Source organism: Burkholderia sp. BCC1998, from assembly GCF_905339875.1.
Classification (GTDB): domain Bacteria; phylum Pseudomonadota; class Gammaproteobacteria; order Burkholderiales; family Burkholderiaceae; genus Burkholderia.
Map to the genome: position 1 here is coordinate 1 of NZ_CAJPHE010000030.1, position 12,614 is coordinate 12,614.

Annotated in this window: 11 protein-coding genes; 4 read left to right on the plus strand and 7 right to left on the minus strand. The window is 59.8% G+C overall.

Translation table 11 applies throughout. The features are described 5' to 3' along the window. Positions 1-505: 505 nt before the first annotated feature. Both U5A56_RS33170 and U5A56_RS33175 read right to left on the minus strand, forming a co-directional pair. On the minus strand, positions 506-1,156 hold the full coding sequence (locus U5A56_RS33170; protein ID WP_124522462.1) for an IS110 family transposase: 651 nt from the start codon (positions 1,154-1,156) through the stop codon (positions 506-508). Between the two features lie 3 nt (positions 1,157-1,159). Further along, a complete protein-coding gene (locus U5A56_RS33175; protein ID WP_321926749.1) occupies positions 1,160-1,555 on the minus strand; it encodes an IS110 family transposase in 396 nt (131 codons plus the stop codon). On the opposite strand from U5A56_RS33175, the gene U5A56_RS33180 reads away from it, so the two are divergent. Together U5A56_RS33180 and U5A56_RS33185 are read left to right on the plus strand one after the other, a co-directional pair. Beyond that, entirely contained in the window at positions 1,554-2,492 is a 939-nt protein-coding gene (locus U5A56_RS33180) for an IS3 family transposase (protein ID WP_321926750.1), read from the plus strand. The genes U5A56_RS33175 and U5A56_RS33180 overlap by 2 nt on opposite strands. A 405-nt stretch (positions 2,493-2,897) precedes the next feature. Next, on the plus strand, positions 2,898-4,643 hold the full coding sequence (locus U5A56_RS33185) for a glycosyl hydrolase (RefSeq protein ID WP_124522464.1): 1,746 nt from the start codon (positions 2,898-2,900) through the stop codon (positions 4,641-4,643). A gap of 458 nt (positions 4,644-5,101) precedes the next feature. Here the strand turns inward: U5A56_RS33185 and U5A56_RS33190 are convergent, their stop codons facing one another. The 5 genes from U5A56_RS33190 to U5A56_RS33210 are packed head-to-tail and all read right to left on the minus strand — an operon-like array spanning position 5,102 to position 9,140. Further along, positions 5,102-6,157 (minus strand): dihydroorotate dehydrogenase, encoded by a 1,056-nt coding sequence (locus U5A56_RS33190; protein ID WP_124522466.1) that lies wholly within the window; start codon positions 6,155-6,157, stop codon positions 5,102-5,104. A gap of 9 nt (positions 6,158-6,166) precedes the next feature. After that, complete coding sequence (locus U5A56_RS33195; protein ID WP_124522468.1) at positions 6,167-7,003, minus strand: IclR family transcriptional regulator; 837 nt, start codon at positions 7,001-7,003, stop codon at positions 6,167-6,169. A 32-nt stretch (positions 7,004-7,035) separates the two neighbouring features. Beyond that, on the minus strand, positions 7,036-7,974 hold the full coding sequence (locus U5A56_RS33200) for a DUF6282 family protein (RefSeq protein WP_124522470.1): 939 nt from the start codon (positions 7,972-7,974) through the stop codon (positions 7,036-7,038). A gap of 15 nt (positions 7,975-7,989) precedes the next feature. Continuing rightward, positions 7,990-8,754, minus strand: a complete 765-nt coding sequence (locus tag U5A56_RS33205) for an HpcH/HpaI aldolase family protein (RefSeq protein WP_321926752.1) — start codon at positions 8,752-8,754, stop codon at positions 7,990-7,992. Further along, positions 8,751-9,140, minus strand: coding sequence for a cupin domain-containing protein (locus tag U5A56_RS33210; protein ID WP_124522475.1), 390 nt, complete (start codon positions 9,138-9,140; stop codon positions 8,751-8,753). The genes U5A56_RS33205 and U5A56_RS33210 overlap by 4 nt, the downstream gene beginning before the upstream one ends. A 305-nt stretch (positions 9,141-9,445) precedes the next feature. Here U5A56_RS33210 and U5A56_RS33215 point away from each other — a divergent pair, with 305 nt between their 5' ends. Both U5A56_RS33215 and U5A56_RS33220 read left to right on the plus strand, forming a co-directional pair. Then, the gene (locus U5A56_RS33215; RefSeq protein ID WP_124522477.1) at positions 9,446-10,885 is read left to right on the plus strand and encodes an NAD-dependent succinate-semialdehyde dehydrogenase; all 1,440 of its coding nucleotides are present in this window, start codon (positions 9,446-9,448) and stop codon (positions 10,883-10,885) included. Positions 10,886-10,899: 14 nt separating this feature from the next. Then, a complete protein-coding gene (locus tag U5A56_RS33220) occupies positions 10,900-12,513 on the plus strand; it encodes a GMC family oxidoreductase (protein ID WP_321926756.1) in 1,614 nt (537 codons plus the stop codon). Positions 12,514-12,614: the final 101 nt, after the last annotated feature.

A 12,614-nucleotide genomic window follows, 5' to 3' on the forward strand; every position in this document is an offset into this window, starting at 1 on the left:
AATGGGCCGCCTGCTGAAGAAGGCGCTCTGATTGGGCCGAATTTGTGCAGGGCGGCTGCTACTTACGACAGTCAGTTTCCCTGCTATCCATTTTCACCACTTTTAAGGTTACGACAAAGTGAGAATGAGGTGAGGGGCAATGCTGGATTCCGCGTGATTGCGACATCTAGTCTCGGAGCAGCTTCAAGACGAGAATGCCCAACTGAAGAAGGTGATCGCGGAGCTGATGTTGGATAAGGCGATGCTGACCGACGTATTGAAAAAAATATATGGTCCGCCCCGGCTTTGCAAGCGGGCGCTCTCCGATGAGGCAGTTTGCGTAAATGTATCCGGCCTCTCGCGAGTCAGCCGCTTTTGGTGGCAAGGCCATGATGGGATATGCGCGCTCGGTTCCCAATAAGTGGACTGACCTCGAAGGCCGTTTTTTGTCCCGGGTTTGCCGAACGCCGGTGCGCTGTTTCGTCATCAATTGCACGTCTGCAAATCTTGACGGGTGATCGACAGCCTACTGTGCTTGCGGCTGCCGAAGATAAAACGTTCCTCGTCGCGTGAGGATTGTCCATGCGATACGCGCGAGCTTGTTGGCCAGTGCGACGATGACCTTGTTGCGGTGTATGCCCTTCGCCTCCATCTGCGAAATCCAGAGCCCGAGATGATCCTTGGTCCGATCGAGATGCAGGATGCACGCTCGGGCACCGTGGATCAATAGCTTGCGGAGATATGGATTGCCTCGCTTGGTAATCCCGAGCAAGTGCTGCTTGCCTCCGGTGGAGAATTCGCCGGGACCAAGGCCTAGCCAGGCAGCGAAATGGCGGCCGGATTTGAACTGCGTACCGGTACCTGCGAAGGCAGTAATCGCGGTTGCGGTCAGATGCGCGATACCCGGTACCGAGATCAGTCGCGTCGCGACGTCGTCTGCCCCTGCGATTGCTTCGATCTGGCGGCATAATTGCAAAAGGCGTGCTTCAATGGAGCGGTATTCCTGCCACTGCTCCTGCAACAGATCGCGCATCGCAGGCGTTAGACCGTTGCCGTCGTCGGCGAGGATGCTTGGCATATCGCGAACGAAGTATGCGGGGCCGGCTTCGATAGTCAGGCCGTACTCGAGCAAAAATGCACGAGCCTGATAGACGATTGCTGTCTTGCCGGAAACCAGTCTTTACCGAACTCGATGTAGTGCCTGCAGATCGAGTTGTGCTTCTGTCTTTGGCTGCGTGAAGCGCATGGTGGGACGAGAAATCGCCTCGGCAATAGCCTCTGCGTCGACGATATCGGTCTTGTTCGACTTAACAAACGGTTTGACGAACTGTGCGGGAACGATACGAACCCGATGTCCCTGACCAATCGCTTTGCGAGCAAGCCAATTGCTACCAGGGCACGCTTCCATCCTGATGATCGTTGGTGACGCACGCGCCAGGAACTCGAGCAGTCGCTCGCGCGTAAATCGGTTCCGGAACACCGGTTTGCCCTTGGCGTCGAGGCCGACGACGTGGAACACGGACTTCCCGCTATCGATGCCCATGCGGGCGATCGCAATAGAGCATTGCTGGCTCATGGCACACCTCCGAGGACGGAAACAGGCGTCGGCTCAGATTACGCGATTACGGGAGGGGCGGACCATCCTATTAGTGGTGAAGTCCTCGCCGAGGCGCCACGTCGTGGATTATCTAAAGTCCGCCTATGGAGTAGCAGAGCGGCGTGCCTGCCGCCTGGTGGCCATATCGCGCTCGGTGTACCGATATCGCAGCCACCGCGACCCGCAGACTGCATTGCGGCAGCGCATGTGTGAAATCGCGGCGACGCGGGTGCGCTATGGTTACCGCAAGATGCGCGTGCTGCTGCTATGGGAGGGCTATCAGGTCAGCAAGAATCGGCTGTACGGTCTGCATCGTGAGGAAGGGCTGTCGCTGCGCTACAGACCAAATCGCAAGCGACGTGCACAGATGAGCCGCCCGGCACGTGCAAAGTCGATGGCGGCAAATCAGGCGTGGAGTTTGGACTTCGTCGCCGACCAGCTTTCGAACGGCCAGAGGCTCCGCGCGCTGACCATCATCGACGTCTTTACGCGCGAAGCACTAGCCATCGATGTTGGCCAGCGACTGAGCGCTTCAGATGTCGTGCGTGCACTGGATGAACTGAGGAGCAAACGCAGAGCGCCCCGCACGCTGTTTTGTGACAACGGCTCGGAATTTACGAGTCAGGTGATGGACCTGTGGGCTTACCATCACAAGGTCGAGATTGCCTTCAGCCGGCCCGGCAAGCCAACGGATAACGCATTCGCGGAGTCGTTCAACGGCACGCTACGCGATGAATGCCAGAACGCGCATTGGTTCACATCGCTGGCCGACGCCAGGGAGCAGATTGAACGATGGCGGATCGAATACAACGAGAGTCGGCCTCACAGGGCTCTCGGTGAAGGGCCGCCTGCCGAATACGTCCGTCAGTTGGGCCTGCAGGCCCAACTGACGGACCAACACAACGCCGAAGACTAACATTGCCTTTGGCACTGAAAACCGGGACCGTTCAAATCGATGCGAGACTCACTGCATGACTGGCAACAAAATTCCGGTGCAGGTCACAGTGTCATCCGACCGCACTCGAGCTGGGCCTCCCTGACACCCCGACGAATTCAAGCAGCGGTGTTGTTCAACTGAAACAACCGAGGTCGTTCTCCAAGATGGACATGGCTTAAGGAATCAGGCAGGTCAACGCTTCATTGCGTCGTGATAGAGGCGCGCTACGTTCTCGAGACAAATTTAAATATTTCAGGGGAATTGCCGTAATACTGACTTCATCGCGTCATAAAATTGAAGATCGGACATGCTAACTTGATGGTCAATGAGCTAGTTATTTTTATAATATTCATGTTTTTTTAAAAATTAATTAATTAAATTACGATGATTAATTTTCCAAAAACTATCCATAATATTGAGCGTCGAGACGACGCAACTTCAGGTATGGAGGGGGGGCGATGGCTGCTTCGATATGCTATTATTATGATATTCGCTGTTTTTTCCTTAATGCTTGCCTCGTGCGGTGGTGGTGGCCCCGATTCAGGTTCTGGTTCGACCATCACTACAGGTGCCGACTCAACTGGGATATCCAGAACCTCGGCTGAGAGTGTCTCAACCGTAATGAATCTAGAGGCTGAGAATGGTTCGGTTAGCGGTGGGGCGACAATCCAATCTAAAGCTTCGGGGTATTCGGGAGCAGGCTATGTCTATTTTGGAACCAGTAACAGTGCGGCGTCTGTAACGTGGCCTGTAACCGTATCTAGCGCAGGTGCGTACACAATTTCCGTAGTCGCTCAGGTTCCTTCTGCCGTAGGGGCTAGCAAGAAATTTCCGATTTTGGTGGATTCGATGCAAGCAGGAACAGTGACGATCAACAACGATAGCACCTGGCATACCGTTTCAGCAGCAAATGTTTTTCTAACGGCGGGAACTCATGCAGTATCGGTCGGCAGGGGCGGAGGTTATTTTTATCTTGATAGGCTCATGCTCACGCCGTTGGATCCTTTGAACGTTGCGATCGACGCGCCAGTGCTTACGAGAGGCGATGCGACTGCAAATCGACTTTATGCTTACCTAAGAGATCAATATGGTAAAGGTATTATTGCCGGCCAGATGGATACCTCGTGGAGCGACAGCGTGGATATGGTTGGGAAAGTTTACGCATCTACGGGTAAATACCCGGCACTGAAGGGGTTTGATTTTATCAATTTAAATGCTCCCTCGGGATGGGGAGGGGCCGGCTCCGAACAAACATACGAGGCCCTCGCATGGTGGAATGGAAGGAATGGTTCTGGAAAAGCTACATCATCGAACTACAATAGCTTTGGAAGCGCAGTTTCCAGCAAGCATGGCATCGTGGCTTTCTGCTGGCATTGGCGGGTACCTCTTGCACCGGGCAGCGCCTCCGACAATGCGACAGACAGTTTCCGTGTTTATGATCCGGTTCATCACCCGGATGGTACGACTTTTTTGATTCCGATGAATCAAGATGGTACGTTAAATACCACGTCACCAGATTTCTCACTTCTACAGTCAGAGGTTGATACTGTTGCCACGCAGCTTCAGATTCTCAAGAATAATGGCGTGCCGGTGCTGTGGCGTCCTTTGCATGAAGCGTCGGGCGGTTGGTTCTGGTGGGGGGCGGCTCGATCAGATGGCGTTTCGGCGGCAACTGCATATAAAGCACTGTATAAATGGCTCTATAACTATTTGACGACTACCAAAGGACTTACCAATCTGATCTGGGTGTGGAATGGTCAAGATGCCGACTGGTATCCGGGAAACTCATATGTGGATGTGGCCGGCTATGACGTGTACGGTACACCAGCTGACTATCAATCCCAGATCAGTGCTTACCTTTCGACAGTGACAATGGCTGGAGCCAGTCCATACCGACTGGTTGCCATGACAGAGAACGGCACGATTCCCTCGCCATCAAATATGCAGGCTGACGAAGCCTATTGGTCTTGGTTCATGACTTGGAATGACAGTATCAATTCAGGGACGAGTAGCACTAACTTCTGGGAGGGTGGTTACTACAATAGCGATACTCATAAGTCTGATGTTTACTCATCAAACTATGTAATTACTCTAGATAAACTTCCGGACCTATCGATTTATAGCTACTAGCAGGCTCCTGGAATACCTGTTGGTGGCGAGCAAATTTCCTTCGTCGGCATGCCGCATAGGCCCAGGTTTCGAGATTGATGAAATTCGGGCCTCTTATGGGCAGTTTTCAATGGTTTGAGGCCCGCTTTTGTAAGTTCTGTCGTCCTTTTATGCTTTCGGTCGACGTGCCGCTCCCGGCGCACGCATGCATGATCCTAGCCAACCAAACTGTCCCGTTTGGAAATGAAAAATTCCGGGACGACAACGTCATAAAGGGCAGGGAGTATGCTGGGCAGAACGCCAAGTTTACTGAGGAGCAGATCGCATATGCATTGAAGCACGCGCAGCTAGGCACGCCAGTCGGGGAAGTCTACCGAACGTTAGGGATTAGCGACATGACGTGCCATTGGGGCGCAGCATATTTCAGACATCGCTTCGATGAAGCTACGACGATATATTCCTCGCCGACTTTAACAGAGTCAGTTGGTTCGTGGCACGAAATTTTCCCAGTATCCCGGGCGACTTGTTTGTTGCTGATAGCGTTCGATGCGGTCAGCGGCGAGTCCGAGTGCATCTGTGACAGTCTGGCCGCGCGTTTCCAAATACGCGTCGAGTTCGGCAATCGCGTCGCCGAGCACGGCGTAGCCGTGCGTGAACACAGCCGAAGTCATTTCAGTGGCCGCTGCGCCGGCCAATAGAAAGCGCGCGACGTCGAGCCCGTTGCGCGCTCCGTTGGTTGCGATTAGCGGCGTGTCCGGGCCGAGCCGGCGGCGTGAGATCGCAATCCAGCGCGCAGTCAGCGGGAGCGCCCAGCCACCGCCAATGGCCGCATTAGTGCTAAGTACCGGCGCTTGGGTTTCGAGATCGGGCAAGAACCCCATGAAGCGGCCCATTAGGATCACTGCGTCAGCGCCGCCCGAACGCGCGGCATCGGCGAGGCCGGCGACGTCCTCACTCTGGCCGGTCAGCTTGATCCAGAGCGGTAGCCGAGTCGCCGCACGCAGCGTCGTGACGATCCGCCGAATCCGTTCTGCATCGCGCTCGAGCCGGATCGCGCCCTGCGCTGCTTCGTCACCGTGCGGCGCACCAATATTGACTTCGAGCACACGTAGACCGGTCTGCTCGATGCGTCGCGCATGCTCGGAACACCGCTCGAGATCGGCCAGAATCAGGCTTGGAATCACGAAACTGCCGATTGCCGCGGCTTCGCGGTCGAGTTGGGCCAACTCATCGAGCCAGCCATCGAAATCGCGCTGCACGAGACCGGACCGGCAGAACAGCGTGGCATTGTCGGCCGCCGCGCAATGCCAATCCACGGGCTGCCAGCGCGCGTCGAACAGTGCATAGTCGGTGCGATCGAGCTGATCCTTGGCTGCCTGCGATTCGTTGGTCGATTTCGCGACGACGGCTCCCGCGCCTTGGCGTAGCGCCGCGCGGATCGCGTCGGCCGTCATTGTGTGTTCCCCGGCGCCGCAGATCACCGGATTTTTCAGCGTTAGCGCACCGATGCGCGTGTGCAGTCTCGTGTTGGTCATGGTAGGAATCTATTTACATTTCTTGCGATACGCAGCGAGCGTGCGCTCATAGGCATCGCCGTTCAGCCGTGCGCTTAGTTCCGCTGCAGCCTGCTGAATCGGTTTGAGTTGTGCGGGATCAGCCGGTGACACCACTTCGCCACTCGATCCAACGATGCCGATGGTGCCCAGCACGACATTGTTCATGCCGAAGATCGGACAGCACAGCGCGTTGATGCCGACCGTCACTTCGCTGTCCGCCTCGTCATATAGTCGCGCGCGGATCAGTTCGAGCCGCTCGGCGAGCTTGCCTGGATCGGTCATCGTCATTGGCGTCAGCGGCAACATCTTGCGGCGCATCACGCGCTGCTGGCTTGCCTCGTCGGCGAACGCGAGGACGATGCGGCCCTGTGCGGAGCAGTACGGCTGCACTCGGTTTCCGGGTTTTACCGAAATACAGACGTTCGCCTTCGATTCGACTGTTGCGACGACGAGCGCGGTGTCATTGGTGGCCACAGATAGCAACGCGGTCTGTCCCGTCGCATCGCGGATCTGAGTCAAGTACGGATCGGCGAGCGTGCGCAAGTCGAACTGCTCGCTCGCTGCGGCGCCGTAGATTACGAGCCGTGCGCCGAGCCGGTATTTTTCGCTGACGGGATCCTGCTCGACCACGCCCAATTGCCGCAACGATGCGAGATGCCTGTAGACGCGCGGCTTCGGTTCCTCGACGATTTGCGCGAGCTCCGTTACGCCCATCGGCCTTCGGGCCGACGACAGCTCGTCTAGCAGCCTGAAGACGATGCCGACCGATTCCAGCACGGCCGGGCCCTCTCTCGAGTCTAGAGTGTGCGCCTGTTTGGTTGCCATAGAGTTGTTCTCCGGTTATAGCCCGGCAAGGATCAGAGTCCCATCAACCGGGCGGCGTTACCAGACGTCATTTTACGGATGTCCGCCTCACCGTAGCCGATGTCGAGCGCAGTGCGGATCACGCTGCGAAAGCCGTCAGCGATCGTCGGATTGCCTTTCTGGCCAAGATCGGAGCCGAGGATCGTCAGATCGACGGTGCCCGCTTCGATCACCTGGCCGAGGAATTCCGGATCGTAGAACTTGAACTTGGAGCCGGGCACCCACATGCACATCGAGTGCTCCATGAACACGCCCTCGCGCGCGAGCGCGCGCATGTGGTCGATCGTTGCGTCGACGACATAGGTCGGGTGGTTCACGAGCAGCCGTTTCACACCGCGCTTTCGTGCCTCTTCAAACAGCGGGAAGATCTCCGAAATATGCAGATGGCCACCCGAGAGCACAACGTCTGCCTCGGCGATCAGGTCAAGGATTGCCAGCACCTCGTCCTTGAGCCGACCGTCGTCGTCGAGTACGGTCAGCGGGATCGGTTGCAGCATCCGCTGCGTCGTCTGCGGAAATTTCTGGTCGAACTGCTTGTCCTGATGGTGATGCGCGATATGGTTCCGCGAGGAGAATGTCGGCATCCAGACGAGATTGGCGCCGAGCTTTATACCGTGCTCGACGGCATGCACGTTCAGGCCGCCGACTGCGTTGTTCAGCGGCACACCTGACAGCACCTGCACGTTGAGATCGGCGAAATGCTTGTTGAGCAGATACGAAACGGGCGTGCAGGAATAGTAGTGATCCTTCAGCAGCACTGCCTTGAGACCGGATTCGGCCGCTTCGCGGATCGCCTCGACGTGATCGAGGTAGCGGGCCATCACCGACGGGCCGCTGTGACAATGCAGGTCGATTGCCCCCTGCATTAGCCGATCGATCAGCGTGTCCTGCTCGATGTCAGTGTTGTCTGTATTGAGAGTCAGATTGGTCATGGTAGGTCCTGTGGATTACGAGCCGGCACGGACGCAGTTGACGGCGCGCTGCCATCCCGCGCGCAGGGTCGACTGGTCCGAGCCGATCACGAAAAACGACGCGCCAGCATCACGCCATGCCCGGATCTGTCCGGCATCGCCGACGAAAAGCCCTCCCGCCTTGCGGGCGCGATCGGCGGCGGCCAGCGTTTCACGCGTTGCGGCAGCGATCGCCGGCGCGTCGACGTCATAAGTGCGCATCGATACGGAGAGATCCGCACGGCCGACGAACAGCGCGTCGATACCGTCGACGGCTGCGATCGCGTCGAGTTCGGCGAGTGCTGCCTCATCCTCGATCTGGCAGATCACACAGGCTGCGTTGTCCTGTTGATCGATGTGCTCGCGCATCGCCGCCCTTCCATAGCGGCCCGCGCGTGCCGAGTTTGAAAATCCGCGTGTTCCGTTCATGTAGCGGGTGAGGGCGACGATTTCTGCCGCCTGCGCGGCGCTTGCTACATGGGGTACCAGTACGCCGTCCGCGCCCATGTCGAACACTTGCAGCAATGTCGCGGCCCGAGTGTCGGGAACGCGCACGAGGCCCGCCACGCCGGCCGCCTTGCACGCCAGCAGGCATGCGTCGAGATCGGCGGCCGAGAATGCCGCGTGCTCGGCGTCGAGGACAATCGCGTCGAGTCCCGCGGCGCCGGCCAGCTCGACTTGCTGGTAGTGATTCGTCTTCACGAACGAGGCGGCGATCGGTGTGCCGCTCAGCAACCGGCCACGGAATGAGGGTTCGCTCACTGCGAGGTCTCCGTGCCGTTAAATTCGGCGGCTTGGTATGCGACGAGATGCACGTAGTCCTCGCGCAGCGGGGCGAACACGTCGAGATTCAGCACGACCTCGTCGCCGACCGGTTCGGCGTAATGCACGACGTGCGGCGGGATCCGGATCATCGTTCCGGGGCCGCCCTCGACGATCTCGTCGTCGAGGTGAAAGCGCACGCGGCCCTGCACGATCAGCACGAGTTGCTCGAACGTATGGGCGTGCGGAAACACCTGCATGCCGGGCGTCAGCCAGTTCATCACACACATGACGTTGTCGCCGCGAAAGCCGACGCGCTCGACGCCGGGACGTACCACTTCGCGCGGGAGCTCGCTCCAGTTGTGCAGCAGATTCTGCGGATTCATTACCTGTGTCTCCTGTATAGAGGCGCGCGGCGGTACAGCGCCGCGCTTGCGCATCTGAAATAATGTTTCTTACAAAAGAACATAATTTCGGTGAGGGGAATGCTATGGCAATGCTGGCGATTTCGTCAAGGACACGATGACTGGACCGGCGTCAGGATTTCCACCTGCGCATAAATGCTTGACATCGCGAGAATCTGGCTTCTACGATGTGTCGATGAAAAGAACATTGTTTTGATGTGAGAAACCAAGTTTCTCGAAGAACGGGCCGTAAGGCCGCCACGAACCCAACAGAAAAGGAAGCAGGAATGAACACACTCGATACCCCTTTGTTGATCGACGGCGCATGGTGTGCCGGCACGCACGCACAGCTGGCGACGGTTCGGAATCCGGCCACGGGCGCGTCGCTCGGTCAGTTGACACTGGCCGGCGAAGCCGATATGAAGCGTGCGCTGGAGGCGGCGCAGCGGGGCTACGAGGTGTGGCGCAGGACCTCGGCGTATGACCGGGCGAAGGTGCTGGGGCGCGCGGCCGATCTGCTGCGCGAGCGCGCGGAGTCGATCGCGCATCTGATCACGCTCGAGCAGGGCAAGCCGCTCGCCGAGGCGCGTATCGAGGCGGGTGGCGCTGGTGATCATGTCGACTGGTACGCGGAAGAGGGGCGCCGCGCCTATGGCCGATTGATTCCGCCGCGCCAGCGCGGTGCACGGCAGATCGTGCTGCGCGAACCGGTCGGGCCAGTGGCGGCATTCAGCCCGTGGAATTTCCCTGTCGGGCAACTGGTGCGCAAGATCGCCGGTGCACTCGCCGCTGGCTGTTCGATTATCGCGAAAGGGCCGGAGGAGACGCCCTCGGCCTGCATCGAGCTGTGCCGTGCATTCCACGACGCAGGCGTGCCCGCCGGCGCCGTGAACCTGCTGTTCGGCGTGCCGGCTGAGGTGTCGTCGTTCCTTATCCGCTCGCAGGTGATCCGCAAGGTGTCATTTACCGGGTCTGTGCCGGTCGGCCGCGAGCTTGGCGCGCTTGCTGCGCAGTACCTCAAGCGTTGCACGCTAGAACTCGGCGGCCATGCGCCGTTCATCGTCTGCGACGACGCGGATGTTGACGCGGCCGCCGCGCTCGGAGCCGGGTTGAAGTTCCGTAATGCGGGGCAGGTCTGCGCATCGCCGACCCGTTTCTTCGTGCAGGCGGGTGTCCACGATGCCTTCGTCGAGGCTTTCTCGGCGCGCGCGGCAGGTCTGAAACTCGGCGCCGGCGACGCAATCGAGACACAAATGGGGCCGCTCGCGAATGCGCGCCGCGTCGACGCGATGGCCGCTCTCGTTGCCGACGCACGTGAGCGCGGCGCCACGGTCCGAACCGGTGGTGCGCGTGTGGAGGGTGAGGACGGCTACTTCTATGCGCCGACGGTACTCGCCGATCTGCCGGACGACGCGCGCGTGATGCGCGAGGAGCCGTTCGGCCCGATTGCGTCGATGCTGCGCTTCGAGACGCTCGACGAGGTGATTGGCCGCGCGAACGCGCTGCCGTATGGGCTGGCAGCATTCGCCTTCACGCGCTCGATCACGAATGCGACACGACTGGCCGATGATCTCGAATGTGGGATGGTGTCGATCAACCATTTCGGCCTAGCAGCGCCCGAGACACCGTTCGGCGGCATCAAGGACAGCGGTTATGGCAGTGAAGGCGGCAGCGAAGGGCTCGACGCTTATCTGCAGCCGAAATTCGTTAGCCAGGTTGGCATCTGAGGGTGGGCGCCCCGATGGAGACGTTCGACTACATCGTCGCGGGTGGCGGCTCGGGCGGATGTGCTGTGACGGCGCGGCTCGTCGAGGCTGGCTACAGCGTGCTGCTGCTTGAGGCAGGGCCGCGCGACAACCACCCGTTCATCCATATTCCAGGCACGTTCATTCGTGTGCTCGGCACGCGACGCACCTGGATGTACCGAACCGACGCGCAGCCGCATGTGAACGGCCGTGAGGTCTATATCCCGCAGGGACGCACGCTCGGCGGCGGCAGTTCCGTCAACGCGATGATCTATATCCGCGGCCAGCGACAGGACTACGACGACTGGGCGGCGGCAGGGTGCGCGGGCTGGGGCTGGGACGACGTGTTGCCGGTGTTTCGACGCGCCGAAGGTAACCAGCGGCTTGGCGCGCCGCTGCACGGCACCACCGGGCCGCTCAAGGTCAGCGACGGCTCGCACCGGCATCCGTTGAGCCGGGCGTTCGTCGACGCGGCGATCGAGGCCGGCGTGGGCTATACCGAGGATTTCAACGGCGCGAGCCAGGAAGGCGTCGGCTATTACCAGACCACCATCGATGCGGGACGCCGCTGCAGCGCGGCGGTGGCGTATCTCGGTCGCGTGCGGAACCGGCGCAACCTGGCGGTACGTACCGGAATGCTGGTCGAGCGGATCGTATTTGACGGACGGCGCGCGACTGGCCTGATCGCACGCGCCGACGACGGCAGCCGAATCACGCTTGCCTGTCGCCACGAAGTCGTGCTGAGCGCCGGCGCGCTCGCGACCCCACGAATCCTGATGTGGTCCGGCGTCGGCGATGCGGTGCACCTGCGCGAGCTCGGCATTGGTGTCATGCATGACCTGCCGGGAGTCGGACGCAACTTTCAGGATCACCTGGCAGCTTCCGTGTACGCGCAGACGCGCGAGGCGGTGAGCCTGCTCGGCCATGATCGCGGTGCGAAGGCGCTGTCGCATGGGTTGCAGTATGTCGCCGCGCGGCGCGGGCTGTTGACGTCGAACGTGATCGAGAGCGGCGCGTTCATCGATACGACGGGCGAAGGGCGTCCCGACGTGCAGTTCCATGTCGTGCCGACCCTCGTCGGCGACGTCGATCGCGCACCGCCGGCCGGCCATGGAATTTCGCTGAATCCATGCGTACTGAGGCCGAAATCGCGCGGTTTGCTGCGACTGCGCGGAGCGGATCCAGACGCGGGCTTCGCGCTTGACGCAGGGTTCCTGACGCATGACGACGATCTGCGCGTGATGGTCGCCGGCGTGAAATTCGCGCGCCGAATCATGCGCGCGCCATCGCTTGCGCGGCATCTCGAGCGGATGTTGGTGCTGCCTGACGACGATTCGGCGATTTCGCAGCGCGAATACGAGGATTACGTGCGGTCGGTCGCGAAAACGGTGTTCCATCCAGTCGGAACTTGCCGGATGGGCGTAGATCCGTTCGCGGTGGTTGCCCCCGACCTGCGCGTGCGCGGGATCGATGGGCTGCGGATCGCCGACGCGTCGGTGATGCCGATGATCGTCAGCGGAAACACGAATGCGCCGACCATCATGATCGGCGAGCGCTGCGCAGATTTCATGCTCGGCCGCGTAGGCGGCGAGGCGGGGCACGCGGCCTGACGGCCGGTGCGACAGCAGTGCCGCCCGAGTCGGCGGGTTGACCCGGGCGACCGGACCCGGTGCGAACGCAGAGCCGCGCGACCGGCATTCGAAACATACGA